We start from the raw sequence: 16,890 nt of genomic DNA on the forward strand, positions 1-16,890 counted from the left end.
ATATTCGCAATATCCAATAGCCATTAATGTGACGCCATTCTCATTGCATGAACGGAGTCAGGCTTTTGTGTGCGATCGCAGGTCAGTGGCCCTCCACCCTCTCGAGTTACCCAGCGTGCGCAAAAGCCCGCCGGGGTGCGCTCGCGCAAAAACTCGTGATCATCGACACACACGACATTCCCTCATCTGACATGACGTTGTGGAGATAAGCATGCCGAACGACCATAAAGAGGGGACTCAAGGGCTTCCCGAGTTTCTTGTCGAGGCTGAAACACTCCTGGGCAAAACCGAGGAATGTCTCAGTCATCTGCAACTGATCAGCAATGATACGGACGCCATCGACTGCATGCTCAGCACCCTGCTCAAGCTGGCGAACAAGGCCGACGCCCTGGCGCTGGAAGCGGTCTCGGAGTTTTCGCTGCATATTCATGGCTTGTTGAACCACGCCCAGCATCACATGTTGCTGAACGATCAGGCCCTGGAAGCGCTGAAAGATTGCCTGACGCTACTGGCCTGGCAACTTGAACTCATCGACCCACGAACCGGCCAGTTGAGCCTGGATGACAGCGAGCAGACATCGCTGATCGAAGCGTTTGCCTTTCAGGTCGGGCAAAGCCGGTTTCAACCACCGGTCCACGCCAAACCACTGACCCTCGTGGCCTTCTCGGAACGACAAGCTTAAATTTGCCGGGCAACTATTCGTCGGCTGGTTTTGTTATTGCCAAACCCCGGCGCAATAACTTGAACGCTCATGTCGCAATTGAATATTTCATATCTGTCAACGACAACTCATTACAAATAACTATTCCTGTCGAGCACGGACTTTCTGTCTCGGGCTCAGGTAATGCCTGACTTTAAAATTAAAATCCAGGCACCTTCACTATCTTCACGTGACAGAAAACCAAACTTTTTCCATTATGGAACCAACGTCCAGCGCACCTTAATTCCTGACTGTATAGACATATATACCAAACGCGACCAACGGTATCTTAAGTGGTATTATGCCGGCCATTAGTTGGCGTCAATTAATGGCACTCTGATTCCAGACGAGAGCAGCCCGCTAAACTTCAACGCTGTATTTCGTCCTTTGGTTTGCCCCGTTGAAGTCGGTGATTCACCCAAAAGTTTTTCAGACAGAGACCCGTCAGCCACCATGACGGATCTACCCGCAGCGAACATCCATTGGCTCCATCTGCTATGTACGCCAGCCTCAAGTCAATCACCACGTGGCCACCCTCCCGAGAAAACGCGCGCCGGTTCACGCTGTTGCTGTGTACCTGCTCGGCACTTGGCAGCCTGCTGGTCTATGGCCTGTCCACTCGCCTGCCGGCGAGCCTGCTGGTGCTCAACATCGCAGCATTGGCCTGTGTCTGGGTCGGGCATCGCCTGTCGCGCAAATCGATCAAGTTTCAGCCTCAAGAGTTGGCCGACCGGCTTCTGGAAGTCCAGGAAAACGAACGCCATCGACTCAGCCGCGAACTGCATGACGATATCGGCCAATTGCTGACCGCTGCAAAACTGCAAAGTGAATGGCTTAAGCGCCGACTCCCCGAAGACCTGCAGGGTCAGTGCTCGGTACTTTGCGACACCCTGGAAGAAACCTTGACCAAGGTGCGCGACGTTTCAGCCATTCTCAATCCCCGGCAGTTGACCAGTCTTGGCCTGGAAGCCAGCCTGCGCGCACACTTGCTCAAGACCCTGGCCAACACCTCGGTGCACTGGAGCCTGGAATGCCATCAGCGCTTGACCGGCCTCCCGGAAGAAATGGCCGTCGCAGCCTTTCGGATTACCCAGGAAGCCGTCACCAATATTTTGCGTCACGCCGAGGCCCGGAATTTACTGGTACGCGTACAACGCCTGCCCCAGGGCCTGACATTGCTGATCAGCGACGACGGCCTGGGCTTTGCGCCCGCGGCAAACCCCGGGCGCGAGGGACAGCGGGGAATGGCCGGGATGTCGGAGCGGATCGAGCAATTGGGCGGGACTTTGACCGTGACCAGCGAGCCAGGCAAAGGCACTCAAATCGAAGCACTTTTCCCCTGGGCGCCCCGCGCGCTCGAACGGGCCAGTACGAATAAGGTTATGCGTTGACTTGTAACTTACTTCTGGTGGATGACCACTCGCTTATCCGGGCAGGCGTGCGCGCTCTGGTGCTGGATATTCCCGGCTACGCGGTAGTCGGCGAGGCCAATGACGGCTCGCAACTGCTGGAGATGGTCGAGCAACTGTCCCCGGACATCGTCCTGCTGGATATCTCCATGAAGGAGACCGGCGGCCTCGAAGCCTTGCAGCGCCTCAAAAGAGTTCGCCCGCAGAGCAAGGTGCTGATCCTGTCGATGCACACCGACCCGACGCTGATCATGCAGGCGCTGGAATCCGGGGCCCACGGCTACTTGCTCAAGGACACCACGGCCGTCGAACTCGAACACGCCCTGGACGCCTTGCGTAATAACGAGCGCTACCTGAGCCCGGCCATCGCCCACACGGTGATCAACCAGGCGCTGACTCGCACCCAGAAAAACCAGGCGCCGATACCGGACGCCCACAACCTGACGGCGCGCCAGCTGGAAATCCTGCGGCTGATCGTGCGCGGCAAATCCACCCGGGAAATCGCCAACGGCCTGGGCCTGAGCATCAAGACCGTCGAAACCCACCGCTCGCAGATCATGAAACGCTTGCAGATCTACGACGTGGCCGGCCTGGTGCTGTTCGCCGTGCGTGAGCAAATCATCAGCCTGGACGATTGACGGCTGGTGTTGAGCCCAGCAGCGGCGAGTTCGGCGGCAAGTGCACGCGCAGCGCCGCCGGACGCGCCTCGAAACGCAGGTCGTCGCCCTCCAGGGGTTCGCCATCCAGATTGATGTGCAGGCCTTCCGACACCTTGATCTCGACCCACGGCAAACGGGCCCGCACGAACATGTTGTCGATGCCGAAGCCCTCGGTCAGCAAGTTCTTCAACGTGCCGACCACCTCCTGGGGTGCCGGCAGAATGCTGATGTCCAGCAACCCATCGTCAACCAGTGCCTCCGGGCACAGCACACGACCGCCACCGGCCTGTCGGCCATTGCCGATGCCCAGCGCCAACAGTTCGCCACGCCAATGAAAGTCCGGCCCCTGCAATTCGCCATAGGCGGCATGCAATTCACTGAAGCGCGATAAACCCGTGAACAGATACGCCGCACCACCGAGGATCTTTTTCAGGTCCTCCGAGGTGTTGGCCGTGACGTTACTGCCAAACCCGCCGGTGGCCATGTTCAGGAACGCTTGCCCGCCGACGGTGCCCAGATCAATGGCGCTCGGGGCACTGTCCAGCAGTTCCAGTGCCTGAGCAGGCTCCAGGGAAATGCCGGCGGCGCGCGCAAAATCATTGGCGGTGCCCAACGGTAGCAGCACCAGGCTGGCCTCATTCGAATGCGCCGCCATGGCTTCGGCAATATCCCGCAAGGTGCCATCGCCGCCACCGGCAATCACTTGCGTGTATCCAGCGGCCAGCGCTTCATCCACCAGGCGCGCGGCGTCGCCGGCCTCCCAGGTCAGGCGAACGGCCAGCTCCCATCCCTGTTTGCGCTTGCCTTCAACGGCCGCGCGGACTTCCTCGTTGAGTGCCTGCTTGCCATGCAGAATCAACAGCGCCTTGCGCTCACCCATTGTCATCACTCCCATGATTGGAATCCGTATGGGAGATGTTGACCTCACAGGCACGCAAAAAAGTCAGGAAAACTTGAATTAATTCAGAGTCCCGGCGGCCAGGGTCCTACAACCCGGTATTTTTTCTTACGAAACATGAGGAATCGGCTCAATTGACCGAGCCAGGTGATTGGTACAACGTTGGGGCCTGTGGTTTCAATCATCAACCTACAAACACACAAGGATGTGCACGCAATGAATGCAAACGCCTTAAGGGCTCATCACGCTGAATTCAAAAACAGCGCAAAACCTGCTGGAGAAGTCGATATGGAACCTCGCGTCGTTGAGCTGGAGACCCACCTCAAGTACATCCGCAGAGACATGGACGAAGTGCGTGGTGACGTCAAATCCATCAAGCAGCGACTGGCCTACTCGGCGGGCGCAGGTGCCGTGGCCCTGGGGCTACTGGGATGGATCGCCAACAGCCGGTTCGATCAGGTCGTGACACTGCTGTCTCATTAAACGGCAGGGTGGACGCAAGGCCCGGCTCGATTCACCGGGCTTGCTTCGGCAGGCATCAACCCAAGACTTCACTCAGGGGGATGAAGTTGACATATTCACCCTCGACCAACGTGCGGTCTTCCAGCACTTCTACCAGGCCTTCAGCCCAGGCAGCGCTGCGCAATACGCCGGAACTCTGGTTCCTGTAGATGGTTGCCCGACCGTTCTCGATGCGCCCACGCAGGTACTCCCGTCGATTGCCAGCCTTGGGCCAGACAAACCCTGCCGGCACCGGGAATTTCAGCGGTTCGACCTCCTGGACACCCTGACGGCGCAGGAGATAAGGCCGCGCCAGCAAGGCAAAGGTCACCAGCGTCGAAGCCGGATTACCCGGCAGACCAATCACCGGTACACCACGGAAATGCCCAAACGTGAGCGGTTTGCCGGGTTTGATGGCGAGTTTCCACAAGGCCAGCTCGCCCTCTTCGCGCAAGGCAATGCCGAGGAAGTCGGCCTCACCCACTGACACACCGCCCGTGGACAAAATCAGGTCGACATTGCTCAGTTCGCCCAAACGAGCACGAGTTATGACCAAATCATCCACCAGGATGCCGGCATCAATCACCTCGCAGCCCAAACGTTGCAACCAGCTGCACAGCAACACACGATTACTGTTGTAGATCTGCCCCGGCCCCAACGCCTGACCGGGCTCGATCAGCTCATCACCGGTGGACAGCACCGCCACACGGACCTTGCGCACCACCGCCAGTTCGCCACATCCCAGCGAAGCCGCCAACCCTTGTTCAATAGGACCAAGACGCGTGCCGGCGGACAAGACCCGTTCACCGACAGTGGTTTCCTGGCCTTGTGGACGAATGTTCTGGCCCGGCGTCATGATTTCGGTGAAACGTACGCGCTCGTCCGCCAAGACCTCGGCATTCTCCTGCATCTCGACGCAGTCGGCACCGGCAGGCACTGGGGCACCGGTGAAGATTCGAGCACAGGTGCCAGGCTGCAACGGTTGCGGGGCCTGGCCAGCGAAGATCTTCTGACTGACCACCAACGGTTCACCGGTCCAGTCGGCCAGACGCAAGGCATAACCGTCCATGGCACTGTTGGGCCAGGGCGGCAGGTCCAGCGTCGAGACCAGATCCTCTGCCAGCACACGGCCCTGAACCTGCGCCAACGGCAAGCGCTCAGTTTCACGGATCGGTGCCGCCTCGGCCATTTCCAGCAGGCGTGCCAGTGCCACCTCGACCGGCATCAAGCTGCCGGTCTTGCCGGGCTTACCCGCGGGATTCACAGGGTGCCGCCTGTTTCAGATGAGGGACGAAATTGCACGGGCGGTGCCGCGAATCCAGTTGTTCGGCGAGAATGCCATCCCAACCGGTACGCACGGCGTTGGTCGAACCCGGCAAGCAGCAAACCAGCGTGCCGTTGGCCAGACCGGCCAATGCCCGGGACTGCACGGTCGAGGTGCCAATGTCCGCCACGGAAATCTGCCGGAACAACTCACCGAAACCATCGACCTGCTTATCCAGCAGGCAACTCACCGCTTCCGGCGTGCTGTCGCGGCCAGTAAACCCGGTACCGCCTGTAATCAGCACGACCTGCACCACATCGTCGGCAATCCAGGTGGCGACTTGCGCGCGAATTTTGTACAGGTCATCTTTAAGCAGCACCCGCGCCGCGAGGTTGTGACCGGCAGCGCTCAGGCGGTCGACAAAGACCTGGCCAGAGGTGTCGGTTTCCAGGGTACGGGTATCGCTAACCGTCAGCACCGCGATGTTGAGCGGCGCGAAAGGTACATCAGCCTTGGCTTTCATAGGCTCGTCCAGTTGTAGGGAAAACAGCCCGGTGTTATATCACAGCGCCTCAATTTTTCGCCGCCCCCATGGAGAGCTGCCATGACTTCAACGACACCGTTGCCGACCTGTTCAATTCTGCTCCTGGCGGGTGGACGTGGCCAGCGTATGGGCGGCCAGGACAAGGGGCTGATCGAGTGGCATGGAGAACCGCTGATTGCCCACCTGCACCGCAAGACCCGCGCGCTGAGCGACGACCTGATCATCTCCTGCAACAGAAACCAGGAAAAATACGCGCCCTACGCCGACCAACTGGTGGTGGATGATCACGCCGATTTTCCTGGGCCGCTGGCCGGTATCCGGGCCGGCCTGAAAGCGGCTCGCCATGCCCATTTGCTGGTTTTACCCTGTGATGTGCCACGTATCGATGCCGCGCTGCTGCAAGGCATGCGCGAAACTGCCGCACAGCATCCGGACAAGCCGTTGATGCTGCGCCACGGCGACCACTGGGAACCGTTGCTGTGCATTATTCCCGTCGTCCTTTCAAATGCCTTCGAAAATGCCTGGAACGAGGGCGAGCGCAGCCCGGGCCGAATCATGCGGCAGCTGGGCGCCACGGCCCTGCAATGCCCGGACAACGACCCTCGACTGGCCAATCTGAACACGCCAGAACTGTTAACTGCACACAACACTGTGTCAGACTGACACGAGAAGGAACTTGCGCGCGTTGCATACGTCTACAAGCTCAGTAACCAAAAGTATTCATATTCGGAGACACACTCATGACTCAACGGACCCTCGCCACTTTCATGCTCGCACTGGGCCTGGCTACCCTCGCCGGTTGCGCTTCGCCAACAGTGATCACCTTGAATGATGGTCGTGAAATCCAGGCCGTCGACCAACCTAAATTCGATGAAGAGTCGGGTTTCTACGAGTTCGAACAGCTGGACGGCAAGCACACCCGCATTAACAAGGATCAGGTTCGTACCGTTAAGGATCTGTAATCCTTGCAGTGACAACCGGATACAGAAAAGCCCGCTAAATGCGGGCTTTTTCGTGGGTGTAGAAAAGTGCGGTGCCGATCACCACTGCAAGGTGATGGTGCTTTCGAAGGCGCGTTCCTCACCGGTGACCGGGTCCACAAAGCGCAGCCCCTGGGCCAGCAGCTTCAAGGGATTGGCGTAGTCATCCTCGACATCCTTGAGGACCTGTGGATAGAACGGATCATTGCAGATACTGGCGCCCAAAGCGGTCATGTGTACCCGCAACTGGTGCTTCTTGCCCGTTACCGGGTAGAGCCCGTAACGCCAGAGTTCGCCGTTTTTCTCCCGGACCTCGACAGCCGTCTCGGTATTGCTGACGCCAGGGCCTTCCTGCATGCGAAAAAACGGTTCGCCATCCACCAACCGGCTTTTATGCACCAACGGAAAGGACAACTCAGGCAACGCCCGGGCAATCGCCTCGTAGCGCTTTTCGATCTGCCGCGTCGGGAACAACGACTGATACGCCGAACGCGTCTGGGGGTTGGCGGAAAACAGCACCAGCCCCGCCGTATGCCGGTCAATGCGGTGCAGCGGCACCAGATGCGGGTTATCCAGACGGTGGATCAGCCGTCGCAGCAGGGTTTGTTCCACGTATTCGCCAGCCGGCGTCACGGGCAGGAAGTGCGGTTTGTCCGCGACCACCAGATGCTCGTCGGCGTACAGGATCGACTCGACCACCGGGATCGGCTTCTCGTCCGGCACTTCACGGAAATAATGAATCCGCAGCCCTTCCTTGTACGGCAGGTCCAGGGCGATCGGCTGGCCATGACCGTCGAGGACCCGGCCGCGAGCGATGCGGTCCAGCCATTGTTCACGACCGATAGCGCCAAAATGCTCGCACAGGCAGTCGAGCACGGTCTGCCACGGGCCAGGTGGCAGATAGAGGGTGCTGGCCTGGCTGTGTGCAGCGGAAAACGATGAAGTGGACATACGAACGCTCTAACCCTCAATACAGGGCGGCATTATCCAACAGCGATCAGAACGAACCTAGCGGAGATTCCTCAAGCGGTCCGCGCGGCGGCCTCGGTGAATTCCTTGAGCCAGCGCAACACATCCACCGCTTCCCAGCGACCGGGATCGTAAAGCGCATACATCAAACCCTGATACCCCACGACATCCAGTTGCCGGTGATAACCCGCACGCTGGAACAAGGCTTCGATTTCGGCGAAACAGGTGTTGAAATGCAGCTTGTTGAAGGGGGTTTTACCTTCGGTGACCAGGCCATCCAGACGCAGTTCGAGAACCGCCTCGCGCACCACGTCGATCGGCATCCGATTCACGCTGTTCTTCAATTGTTCGACATTGACCACGGTTCATCCCTCTGACTAGCGGGATCACCTAGCCAAATCCGTAATGGGAAGACGCAAGGCAGGCAATCCGAATAACTGTATGAACATACAGTAACCGAATAACCTGTTTTTCGCCAATGGCGGAACACAACACCGCGACGGATGGGGAAACCTAACGCAAGAACGCCACGACCTGCTCGGCATCGAAAGGCCAATCCAGCTCAGCACCGGTATCGAGACGCCGCAACACCGGGATACGCAGGCTGTAGTCTTCGACCCAATCCTCGTTTTCCGCGATATCGACCAACTCGACCATCAAACCGTGCTCGACCAGGGGCATCAGTTCTTCTTCGGCAAGTTCACAGAGATGGCAACCCAGGGTGCCGAACAGCTGACATTCAGGAGGCATGAGAAACAGACCCGATAAAGTATGGGTTCATTCTAGGCCCCACCACCATCAACCGTCGAGCCAACGCCCCCAGGGCCCGCCAGTCGATTTCAAAAGGTTTCGGCAATTTCCTGATGCACATCATTTGCGCGCAATCCGCTTTGCGCGATGCTCTTGGCTTTTTTTGCCTCTACGCTTGGATAGCCCGAGCCCTTCACCGGAGTTTTCAGTGTTTGCCAATCTGTTGATCATCCTCGCCTCCTCCCTGGTGGTCATTGCCCTGTTTCGGCGCCTGCGCTTGCCGCCGGTGCTGGGCTACCTGTGCGTGGGGCTGATGGTCGGGCCGACGGCATTCGACTGGGTGGACAAAAGCGAAGAGCTGCCGGACCTCGCCGAACTGGGCGTGGTGTTTCTGCTGTTCTCCCTGGGGCTGGAGTTTTCCCTGACGAAAATGCTCGCACTGCGCCAAGTGGTGTTCGGCCTCGGCAGCCTGCAAGTGCTGGTTTCCGGGTCGCTGCTGGGGGCCTTGCTGATGCTGTTCGGCATGTCGGTGACCCCGGCTTTGTTGCTCGGCGCCGGCCTGGCGTTGTCTTCCACGGCCATCGTCAGCAAGGAGCTGGGTAGCCTGGGGGAGATTTTCAGCAGCCATGGCCAGAATGCGATTGGCGTGCTGCTGTTTCAAGACGTGGTGGCGGTGTTGCTGCTGACCCTGGTGCCGGTGTTCGCCGGCAGCAGCGATCAAGCATGGTACTGGGCACTGCCCCTGACACTGGCCAAAACCGTATTTCTGTTCGTCGGCCTGTTGCTGGCCAGCCGCTGGCTGCTGCCCCGGTTGTTTCAGGAAGTCGCCGCGTCCCGTTCTGCGGAACTGTTCGTGCTGTTGGCGCTGGTGATTGTGCTGCTGACTGCCTGGCTCACGCATTTGCTTGGCCTCTCCCCCGCCCTCGGCGCATTCCTGGCCGGCATGCTGCTGGGGGAAAGCCATTACCGGCATCAGATCGAAGCTGATATCCGGCCGTTCCGCGACATCCTGCTGGGCTTGTTTTTCGTCAGTATCGGCATGCTGATCGACTTGCAGCTGTTTGCCAGCCACGGCTTGTTGATCCTCGGCCTGACGCTCGGGTTGCTGCTGATCAAGGGCAGCGTGGTGGCCCTGCTGGTGAAATGGCGCGGCAGCGACGGCGAGACCGCGTGGCGCAGTGGCCTGGCGCTGGCCCAGGGCGGCGAATTCTGCTTTGCCTTGATGGCACAGATGCAACAGCACAAATTGATGCCCGCCGACCTTGGCGGCCTGCTGCTGGCGGCGACGTTCTGTTCAATGCTGGTCACGCCGCTGTTGCTGCGCGCCGCGCCACGCATTGCCGCGCGCTTGCACCGCAAACCTAACGAAGAAGCAAAACTCGAGGAAATCAGCGCGCTCAACGCCGGCCTGCATAGCCATGTAGTGATTTGCGGTTACGGTCGCGTGGGCCAGTCCATCGGACGCTTTCTGCACAACGCCCAACAACCTTATATCGCGCTGGATAACGATCCGGTGCGGGTCCAGGAAGCGGCCGCCGAGGAAAGCAGCGTGCACTACGGCGATTCACGTCGCGGCGAGTTGCTCGCCGCCGTGGGGCTGGAGCGTGCCCGGTTGCTGGTGATCGCCGTGGACCAGACTGACATTGCCTTGCTGATCCTCAAGGAAGCCCGTCGATACAACCCGAGCGTGCCGATCCTGGTGCGCACCCGGGACGACAGTCAGTGGGCCGAATTGAAAGCGGCCGGCGCCAATGAGGTGGTGCCGGAACTGCTGGAGTCGAGCCTGATGCTCGCGTCCCATGCGCTCATCATGCTGGGCTTGCCGGCGCATCAGGTCCAGGAGAGGGTCGATCAGGTCCGGCATGACCGCTACAGCCTGCTGCACCGGTTTTATCCCGGAGCTGAAGATGAGGAAAACTAGTCCTGGCTCACGGCGCCGATCTTGTGCACCGACAAGTCCGCGCCGTAATACTCTTCTTCCTGGCTCAGGCGCAAACCATGGAAAGCCTTGATCGTGCCGTACACCGCAAAACCGCCGGCCAGTGCCACGATCACCCCCAGCGAGGTGCCGATCAACTGGCTGATCAGGCTCACACCGCCGAGGCCGCCCAGCGCCGTCTGGCCGAAGATGCCGCAAGCAATCCCGCCCCAGACGCCGCACAAACCATGCAACGGCCAGACACCCAGCACATCATCGATGTGCCATTTGCCTTGCGCAGCGGTAAAGCACCAGACAAACAAGGCCCCGGCAATCGCACCGGTCACCAACGCGCCCACCGGGTGCATCAAGTCAGAACCGGCGCAGATCGCCACCAGCCCGGCCAGCGGGCCGTTATGCAGGAAGCCCGGGTCATTGCGCCCGACAATCAACGCCGCCACGGTGCCGCCGACCATCGCCATCAGCGAATTCACCGCCACCAAGCCACTGACACCTTGCAGCGTTTGCGCACTCATCACGTTAAAACCGAACCAACCGACGATGAGAATCCACGAGCCCAAGGCCAGGAAGGGAATGCTCGACGGCGCGAACGCCACCAGCCGACCGTCGCGATATCGCCCCTGACGTGGCCCGAGCAACAGCACCGCCGCCAGCGCCAGCCAGCCGCCCATGGCATGGACCACCACCGAGCCGGCGAAATCATGGAAGCTGGCGCCAAAGTGCTGGAGCAACCAGGCTTGCACACCGAAGTTACCGTTCCAGATCATGCCTTCGAAAAAAGGGTAGATGAACGCCACGATCAACGCCGTCGCACACAACTGCGGAACGAAGCGTGCACGCTCGGCGATGCCACCGGAAATGATCGCCGGGATCGCCGCCGCGAAGGTCAGCAGGAAGAAGAATTTCACCAGACCGTAACCGTGATCGGCATTGATCACCGCCGCCGGTTGCATGAAAGTCACGCCGTAGGAAATCCAGTAGCCTATAAAGAAATACGCCAACGTCGAAATGGCGAAGTCGCTGAGGATCTTCGACAAGGCGTTGACCTGGTTCTTTTGCCGAACCGTGCCGACTTCCAGAAACGCGAAACCGGCGTGCATGGCTAAAACCATGACAGCACCGATCAAAATGAACAACGTATTGGAGCTATGGACCAGACTGTCCACAGCGCTTTGCAGATTTTCCATGGGGTTGGCAGACCTGAAGGCTAAAAAAGCACCAAAGCAGTTCGCGCAGGTATTCCATGCACCAAGTTGCGGCTCGCCGAGACCAACGCATTGATTCCAATGAACCGCTTTGGCGCACAAGGTCATGACCTTTGCGCGGGTTTTGATTATTTGAGTTATGGTTTTGCTCAAATCATGCCCAGCAACAGCGCAACGGCGCAGGCTGACGCACCATGGCATAGCAAAAGTTGTACCAGTCATTTGTACTGAACCTTCGCCCAAGGCTCATACTCGAACGCATCAGAAGCCACTTACGGAGATCCACCCATGGCCAGCATCAAGGCAAAGACTGCTCAAGAAATCCTGATGAACGATTTTCAGACCCTGGTCAGCGACACCGAACGGTTGCTGGAACACACCAAATCCATCGCCGGCGATCAGGCCGATGAATTGCGTGACCAGATCCACGACAGCCTGTTGCGTGCCCGCGAAACCCTGAAACTGACCGAAGACTCCCTGCGCCAGCGCGGCCAGGCAGCCGTCACCGCCACCGAAGATTACGTGCAGGCCAACCCATGGCAATCGGTCGGCATCGCCGCCGGCGTGGGTTTCCTGATTGGCCTGCTGGCCACGCGTCGCTGATATGTCTATCGGCGAATCCGGCCCGTCCGCGACGGGCACAAGCGCTTCCTCGCCGCGGCTGGGGGCGGCATTTCTAGGGTTGCTGCACAGCCATGTCGAATTGTTCGGCATCGAATTGCAGGAACAGAAAGCCCGTACCGTCAGCCTGTTATTGTTTGCCGGCCTGGCGCTGGTGTTTGCCTTGCTGTTGCTGGTGGGGTTGTCGACGCTGGTGTTGATCCTGTTTTGGGACACCTATCGCCTGGCCGCCATCATCGGGCTGTGCGTGTTCTACACCCTGGCCGCGATTTTCTGCGGGATGCGCCTCAAGGCTGCGGTATTCGATGAGTCCTCGCCCTTCCATGGCACCCTGGAAGAATTGGCCAATGATCGGGAGCGCCTGTTGCCATGAGCCTGCCTGAACTGCCGCACAACAGCTCGCGCACAGAAATGCGCAAGGCGCTGATCCGCTTGCGCATGGAAATGCATCGCCAGGAAATCCGCCAGGAGTCCCGGCAATTGCTGCAACCCCTGCAACGCGTGCGCGGGATGACGCAAAACCTGCAAGACGGTTTTGGCATCAAGCATGCGCCGCTCTGGGGCATGGCCGCGGTGACCCTGCTCGGTTTCCTGACCGGCAAGGGCGCCAAGAACGGTGGCGTCAGCAGCATCACGCGCCTGGTTCAACTGGGCACAAGCCTGGGACCGCTGATCAAGTTGGTGCTGCAGGGCTCCTCGAACAAACACTAAAAAGCCACTATCTGGCTGCATTCTTGCAATACCACCGGGATTGAACCTCTTTATCGAGGGGTTCAATCCTGCGTGCCTACCCGGCGTCGGGCTCAATCAAAAATAAAACCTCACTAAGGAGGCCTCGTGATCGACGGGCAACCGCTCGCCTGCTTTCAGCCGTTCATCGATACCGCCACAGGCCGTATCGCGGGCGTCGAAGCATTGGGTCGACTGCGCCAGGCCAATGGTCAATTGACCTCGGTGGGGCCGCTGTTCGCCGACCCGCGAACCCCCGCCATCGCCCTGCGTCGCCTCGACCGGCAGATCCGCGATAACGCGTTGAGCCGTCTGCACGAAGCACCTGCGGAATGGTTTTTGAGCCTGAACATGTCGCCGCGCTGGATCAGCCGCTTGCGCCCGGAACAGGCCCTGCCAAGCCTCAAGCAACTGGCCAAACACGGGGTCGATCCGCAACGCATCGTTTTCGAGATCACCGAACTGGGCGGTGACAGCCAACGCCTGGCCGAAGTGGTGGCGCGTTATCGTCAGGCCGGCGCGCGGATCGCCATCGATGACTTCGGCGCCGGCTACTCGCAACTCGATCGTGTGCTGGCCCTGCAACCCGACATTCTCAAGCTCGACATGCGCCTGTTTCAGGCCGCAGCCCTGGGCGGGCCGAGCAGCGAGGTGGTCAAGGCCCTGGCGCTGATGGCCGAGAAAACCGGGTGCTGGATCATCGCTGAAGGCGTAGAAACCGAAGCCCAACTGAGTTTCGCTCTGGAATGCGGTTCACGTTATGTGCAGGGTTTTCTGTTCGCCCGGGCGCAAACCGATTTCTTTGCCACCGACGCCTTCGTCGACCAGTTCGCCCAACTGCGCCAACGCTATGTACAGCGCAAGCTGATTGAACGCGGGAAACTGATGGTCATGCGCCGGCAACTCAGCGAGCTGATGGCGATCCTGCAGGATTGGGCCCAGGCCCGCGCGCCCATCACCGCCCTGCCCCAACTGGACGCTTTTCCCTGGCTGCTGCGTTTCTACCAATGCGATCGCCACGGCACGCAACTGACGCCCAACCTGGAATGGCGCAACCACCGCTGGGAAGCCGATAACCGATACCTGGGCCACAACTGGTCCTGGCGCCCGTACTTTTATCACCTGCTCGCCGAGGGTTGGGATGAGCGTCGGCTGACGCTTTCCAACACCTACCGCGATGCCACCAGCAACCAGTATTGCCTGACGGCCGGACAGTTTTTCGACAACGGCGAGCGCCTGCTGCTCATCGATATCGACGCCGCCGGGCTGTAGTTCTGCTTGCAGGCACGCAGGCGAGACAGGACACTGGGCCATCAGTCACCAGACGGAGAGAACCAGCCTTGGATTGGCAAACCCTGCTTACTCGCGAACGCCTCGGAAAGCCTGTGCACAGCCCGGAAGAACTCGGCCGCAGCCCTTTCCACAAAGACCACGACCGCATCATTTTCTCCGGTGCGTTCCGCCGCCTGGGACGCAAGACCCAAGTGCATCCGGTGTCCAGCAACGACCACATCCACACGCGCCTGACCCACTCGCTGGAAGTCAGTTGCGTCGGCCGTTCCCTGGGCATGCGCGTGGGCGAAACCATCCGCAGCGCGCTGCCCGAATGGTGCGAGCCGAGCGACCTGGGCATGGTGGTGCAATCGGCTTGCCTGGCCCATGACATTGGCAATCCGCCCTTCGGCCACTCCGGCGAAGACGCGATCCGCCACTGGTTCCAGCAGGCCGCCGGACGTGGCTGGCTGGATGCAATGAGCGAGGTCGAACGCAATGACTTCCTCAATTTCGAAGGCAATGCCCAAGGCTTTCGCGTGCTCACCCAACTGGAATATCACCAGTTCGACGGCGGCACGCGCCTGACCTACGCCACCCTCGGCACGTATCTGAAATACCCGTGGACCGCCAAGCACGCTGACTCCCTGGGCTACAAGAAGCACAAGTTCGGCTGCTACCAGAGCGAACTGCCGCTGCTGGAACAGATCGCGCACAAACTCGGCCTGCCACAACTGGAAGACCAGCGCTGGGCCCGTCATCCGTTGGTGTACCTGATGGAAGCTGCCGACGACATCTGCTACGCGCTGATCGACCTCGAAGACGGCCTGGAAATGGACCTGCTGGAATACGCTGAAGTTGAATCCCTGCTGCTGAATCTGGTGGGCGACGACATTCCGGAAACCTATCGCCTGCTCGGGCCACAGGATTCCCGTCGGCGCAAACTGGCGATCCTGCGGGGCAAGGCCATCGAACACCTGACCAACGCCGCCGCCCGCGCCTTCGTCGAGCAACAGGATGCGCTGCTGGCCGGCACGTTGCCCGGCGATCTGGTGGAACACATGCACGGTCCGGCCAAGCGCTGCGTGCTGAATGCCAAGGACATGGCGCGTAAAAAAATCTTCCAGGACAAGCGCAAGACGCTGCATGAAATCGGCGCCTACACCACCCTGGAAATCCTGCTCAACGCCTTCTGCGGCGCGGCGCTGGAACAGCACAACGGTCGCACGCCGTCCTTCAAGAGCCGTCGGGTACTCGACCTGCTGGGTAACAGCGCGCCCGATCCCAACGGCCCGTTGCATACGTCGTTCCTGCGCATGATTGATTTCATCGCCGGCATGACCGACAGCTACGCCAGCGAAATGGCCCAGGAAATGACTGGCCGCTCCGTCCACGGATAACAACGCGGGATCAGCCGTGTCAGAGACTTCTGACCGGCTGATCGAGTCGCTCGCCCGTCAACTGCATTTCAACGAATTCCCCTACGCGTCGAGCTGAGCAGTTGAGGTACTGACCACGCCGCTGAAACAAACCGGCTTCAGAAACTTATTGACCTGGCCCTGATATAAAAGCAAGCAAACTTCTGGCATTGCAAAGTCCAATCACATCCAGCGTGTAACGTGCACTGTAAACATCATCATTTTCTGATTACACAATAAGAACTTTCACATTTCCGCACTCAAAACCCAGTTGATACGTAGTCCTATTCTTTTTCATTTGTAGGATTTGTCCTATATCGCCGCTACAGACCCGTCCGTTCATGCGCCCTCTCAATTAACTGAGCTAAGGTGCGCGCTTTATTCGCGCACGTATGGGACTTGATTATGAACTCCGTTTTTATTGTCGACGATCACCCCGTCATCCGTCTGGCTGTCCGGATGCTGCTGGAGCATGAGGGTTATAAAGTCGTGGGCGAAACCGATAATGGGGTCGATGCCATGCAGATGGTTCGTGAATGCATGCCCGATCTGATCATTCTCGACATCAGCATCCCCAAACTCGACGGACTGGAAGTTCTCGCTCGTTTCAATGCGATGAGCACCCCGTTGAAAACACTGGTACTGACGGCGCAATGCCCGACACTGTTCGGCATTCGCTGCATGCAATCCGGCGCCTCGGGGTATGTGTGCAAACAGGAAGACCTCAGTGAATTAATGAGCGCCATCAAGGCCGTACTCTCGGGTTACAACTACTTCCCGAGCCAGGCCTTGAACCCGGTACGCCCGGATGACATGCGTTACGCCGAACTTGAATTGTTCAAGTCCGTCAATGACCGGGAATTGATGGTGTTGCAACTTTTTGCCCAAGGGCGCACTAACAAGGAAATTGCCAAAGGCATGTTCCTGAGTAACAAGACTGTCAGCACATATAAAAAACGACTCATGCAAAAACTCAAGGCCAAATCCCTGGTCGCGCTTATCGAGATGGCAAAACGTAACGCGTTAGTGTGA

20 protein-coding genes are annotated in these 16,890 nt (G+C 59.2%); 13 read left to right on the forward strand and 7 right to left on the reverse strand.

Annotation, left to right across the window (positions count from 1 at the left end; genetic code table 11):
• Positions 1 to 211: 211 nt before the first annotated feature.
• The 3 genes from ACIQY3_RS21685 (at position 212) to ACIQY3_RS21695 (ending at position 2,747) form a co-directional block, all read left to right on the forward strand.
• On the forward strand, positions 212 to 682 hold the full coding sequence (locus tag ACIQY3_RS21685; protein ID WP_403023345.1) for a hypothetical protein: 471 nt from the start codon (positions 212 to 214) through the stop codon (positions 680 to 682).
• Between the two features lie 515 nt (positions 683 to 1,197).
• A complete protein-coding gene (locus ACIQY3_RS21690; RefSeq protein WP_403023615.1) occupies positions 1,198 to 2,091 on the forward strand; it encodes a sensor histidine kinase in 894 nt (297 codons plus the stop codon).
• A complete protein-coding gene (locus tag ACIQY3_RS21695) occupies positions 2,088 to 2,747 on the forward strand; it encodes a response regulator (protein WP_403023348.1) in 660 nt (219 codons plus the stop codon). The genes ACIQY3_RS21690 and ACIQY3_RS21695 overlap by 4 nt, the downstream gene beginning before the upstream one ends.
• On the opposite strand, the gene yegS is transcribed toward ACIQY3_RS21695, so the two are convergent.
• A complete protein-coding gene (gene yegS / locus ACIQY3_RS21700) occupies positions 2,731 to 3,648 on the reverse strand; it encodes a lipid kinase YegS (protein ID WP_403023618.1) in 918 nt (305 codons plus the stop codon). The genes ACIQY3_RS21695 and yegS overlap by 17 nt on opposite strands.
• A gap of 234 nt (positions 3,649 to 3,882) precedes the next feature.
• On the opposite strand from yegS, the gene ACIQY3_RS21705 reads away from it, so the two are divergent.
• Entirely contained in the window at positions 3,883 to 4,149 is a 267-nt protein-coding gene (locus ACIQY3_RS21705) for a hypothetical protein (protein ID WP_403023351.1), read from the forward strand.
• A 55-nt stretch (positions 4,150 to 4,204) separates the two neighbouring features.
• On the opposite strand, the gene glp is transcribed toward ACIQY3_RS21705, so the two are convergent.
• Positions 4,205 to 5,392, reverse strand: coding sequence for a gephyrin-like molybdotransferase Glp (gene glp, locus ACIQY3_RS21710; RefSeq protein WP_403023620.1), 1,188 nt, complete (start codon positions 5,390 to 5,392; stop codon positions 4,205 to 4,207).
• A 22-nt stretch (positions 5,393 to 5,414) separates the two neighbouring features.
• Complete coding sequence (gene moaB / locus ACIQY3_RS21715; protein WP_092279602.1) at positions 5,415 to 5,954, reverse strand: molybdenum cofactor biosynthesis protein B; 540 nt, start codon at positions 5,952 to 5,954, stop codon at positions 5,415 to 5,417.
• A gap of 81 nt (positions 5,955 to 6,035) precedes the next feature.
• Between moaB and mobA the strand changes: the two genes are divergently transcribed.
• Both mobA and ACIQY3_RS21725 read left to right on the forward strand, forming a co-directional pair.
• A complete protein-coding gene (mobA, locus tag ACIQY3_RS21720; protein ID WP_403023355.1) occupies positions 6,036 to 6,638 on the forward strand; it encodes a molybdenum cofactor guanylyltransferase MobA in 603 nt (200 codons plus the stop codon).
• Between the two features lie 77 nt (positions 6,639 to 6,715).
• Positions 6,716 to 6,937 carry a YgdI/YgdR family lipoprotein gene (locus ACIQY3_RS21725; RefSeq protein ID WP_054052090.1) on the forward strand — a complete coding sequence of 74 codons (222 nt, stop codon included), beginning with the start codon at positions 6,716 to 6,718 and terminating at the stop codon, positions 6,935 to 6,937.
• Between the two features lie 78 nt (positions 6,938 to 7,015).
• Here the strand turns inward: ACIQY3_RS21725 and ACIQY3_RS21730 are convergent, their stop codons facing one another.
• From ACIQY3_RS21730 to ACIQY3_RS21740, 3 genes are all read right to left on the reverse strand, one after another.
• The gene (locus ACIQY3_RS21730) at positions 7,016 to 7,906 is read right to left on the reverse strand and encodes a pseudouridine synthase (RefSeq protein WP_403023359.1); all 891 of its coding nucleotides are present in this window, start codon (positions 7,904 to 7,906) and stop codon (positions 7,016 to 7,018) included.
• 71 nt (positions 7,907 to 7,977) lie between these two features.
• A complete protein-coding gene (locus ACIQY3_RS21735; protein ID WP_403023361.1) occupies positions 7,978 to 8,286 on the reverse strand; it encodes a transcriptional regulator in 309 nt (102 codons plus the stop codon).
• 151 nt (positions 8,287 to 8,437) lie between these two features.
• On the reverse strand, positions 8,438 to 8,674 hold the full coding sequence (locus ACIQY3_RS21740) for a glutaredoxin family protein (protein WP_403023364.1): 237 nt from the start codon (positions 8,672 to 8,674) through the stop codon (positions 8,438 to 8,440).
• Between the two features lie 208 nt (positions 8,675 to 8,882).
• Between ACIQY3_RS21740 and ACIQY3_RS21745 the strand changes: the two genes are divergently transcribed.
• Positions 8,883 to 10,595, forward strand: a complete 1,713-nt coding sequence (locus ACIQY3_RS21745; protein WP_403023367.1) for a cation:proton antiporter — start codon at positions 8,883 to 8,885, stop codon at positions 10,593 to 10,595.
• Here the strand turns inward: ACIQY3_RS21745 and ACIQY3_RS21750 are convergent.
• On the reverse strand, positions 10,592 to 11,800 hold the full coding sequence (locus ACIQY3_RS21750) for an ammonium transporter (RefSeq protein ID WP_054052080.1): 1,209 nt from the start codon (positions 11,798 to 11,800) through the stop codon (positions 10,592 to 10,594). The two genes, ACIQY3_RS21745 and ACIQY3_RS21750, sit on opposite strands and share 4 nt — an antisense overlap.
• A gap of 306 nt (positions 11,801 to 12,106) precedes the next feature.
• Here ACIQY3_RS21750 and ACIQY3_RS21755 point away from each other — a divergent pair, with 306 nt between their 5' ends.
• The 6 genes from ACIQY3_RS21755 (at position 12,107) to ACIQY3_RS21780 (ending at position 16,890) form a co-directional block, all read left to right on the forward strand.
• Positions 12,107 to 12,421, forward strand: a complete 315-nt coding sequence (locus tag ACIQY3_RS21755) for a YqjD family protein (RefSeq protein WP_133838233.1) — start codon at positions 12,107 to 12,109, stop codon at positions 12,419 to 12,421.
• A gap of 1 nt (position 12,422) precedes the next feature.
• Positions 12,423 to 12,812, forward strand: a complete 390-nt coding sequence (locus tag ACIQY3_RS21760; protein ID WP_403023371.1) for a phage holin family protein — start codon at positions 12,423 to 12,425, stop codon at positions 12,810 to 12,812.
• Entirely contained in the window at positions 12,809 to 13,150 is a 342-nt protein-coding gene (locus tag ACIQY3_RS21765) for a hypothetical protein (RefSeq protein WP_403023374.1), read from the forward strand. The genes ACIQY3_RS21760 and ACIQY3_RS21765 overlap by 4 nt, the downstream gene beginning before the upstream one ends.
• 126 nt (positions 13,151 to 13,276) lie before the next feature.
• A complete protein-coding gene (locus ACIQY3_RS21770; RefSeq protein ID WP_403023377.1) occupies positions 13,277 to 14,440 on the forward strand; it encodes an EAL domain-containing protein in 1,164 nt (387 codons plus the stop codon).
• 68 nt (positions 14,441 to 14,508) lie between these two features.
• Entirely contained in the window at positions 14,509 to 15,840 is a 1,332-nt protein-coding gene (locus ACIQY3_RS21775) for a deoxyguanosinetriphosphate triphosphohydrolase (RefSeq protein ID WP_403023379.1), read from the forward strand.
• 423 nt (positions 15,841 to 16,263) lie between these two features.
• Complete coding sequence (locus ACIQY3_RS21780; protein WP_403023383.1) at positions 16,264 to 16,890, forward strand: response regulator; 627 nt, start codon at positions 16,264 to 16,266, stop codon at positions 16,888 to 16,890.

The organism is Pseudomonas sp. NPDC096950 (assembly GCF_044762525.1).
Lineage (GTDB): Bacteria > Pseudomonadota > Gammaproteobacteria > Pseudomonadales > Pseudomonadaceae > Aquipseudomonas.

What these genes read in the sequence shown, in the direction of transcription:
- ACIQY3_RS21685 (WP_403023345.1), top strand. Translation starts at nt 212, where the DNA reads ATGCCGAACGACCATAAAGAGGGGACTCAAGGGCTTCCCGAGTTTCTT.
- moaB (WP_092279602.1), bottom strand. Translation starts at nt 5,954, where the DNA reads ATGAAAGCCAAGGCTGATGTACCTTTCGCGCCGCTCAACATCGCGGTG.
- mobA (WP_403023355.1), top strand. Translation starts at nt 6,036, where the DNA reads ATGACTTCAACGACACCGTTGCCGACCTGTTCAATTCTGCTCCTGGCG.
- ACIQY3_RS21740 (WP_403023364.1), bottom strand. Translation starts at nt 8,674, where the DNA reads ATGCCTCCTGAATGTCAGCTGTTCGGCACCCTGGGTTGCCATCTCTGT.
- yegS (WP_403023618.1), bottom strand. Translation starts at nt 3,648, where the DNA reads ATGGGTGAGCGCAAGGCGCTGTTGATTCTGCATGGCAAGCAGGCACTC.
- ACIQY3_RS21755 (WP_133838233.1), top strand. Translation starts at nt 12,107, where the DNA reads ATGGCCAGCATCAAGGCAAAGACTGCTCAAGAAATCCTGATGAACGAT.
- ACIQY3_RS21765 (WP_403023374.1), top strand. Translation starts at nt 12,809, where the DNA reads ATGAGCCTGCCTGAACTGCCGCACAACAGCTCGCGCACAGAAATGCGC.
- ACIQY3_RS21725 (WP_054052090.1), top strand. Translation starts at nt 6,716, where the DNA reads ATGACTCAACGGACCCTCGCCACTTTCATGCTCGCACTGGGCCTGGCT.
- ACIQY3_RS21780 (WP_403023383.1), top strand. Translation starts at nt 16,264, where the DNA reads ATGAACTCCGTTTTTATTGTCGACGATCACCCCGTCATCCGTCTGGCT.
- ACIQY3_RS21760 (WP_403023371.1), top strand. Translation starts at nt 12,423, where the DNA reads ATGTCTATCGGCGAATCCGGCCCGTCCGCGACGGGCACAAGCGCTTCC.
- glp (WP_403023620.1), bottom strand. Translation starts at nt 5,392, where the DNA reads ATGCCGGTCGAGGTGGCACTGGCACGCCTGCTGGAAATGGCCGAGGCG.
- ACIQY3_RS21730 (WP_403023359.1), bottom strand. Translation starts at nt 7,906, where the DNA reads ATGTCCACTTCATCGTTTTCCGCTGCACACAGCCAGGCCAGCACCCTC.
- ACIQY3_RS21690 (WP_403023615.1), top strand. Translation starts at nt 1,198, where the DNA reads ATGTACGCCAGCCTCAAGTCAATCACCACGTGGCCACCCTCCCGAGAA.
- ACIQY3_RS21750 (WP_054052080.1), bottom strand. Translation starts at nt 11,800, where the DNA reads ATGGAAAATCTGCAAAGCGCTGTGGACAGTCTGGTCCATAGCTCCAAT.
- ACIQY3_RS21705 (WP_403023351.1), top strand. Translation starts at nt 3,883, where the DNA reads ATGAATGCAAACGCCTTAAGGGCTCATCACGCTGAATTCAAAAACAGC.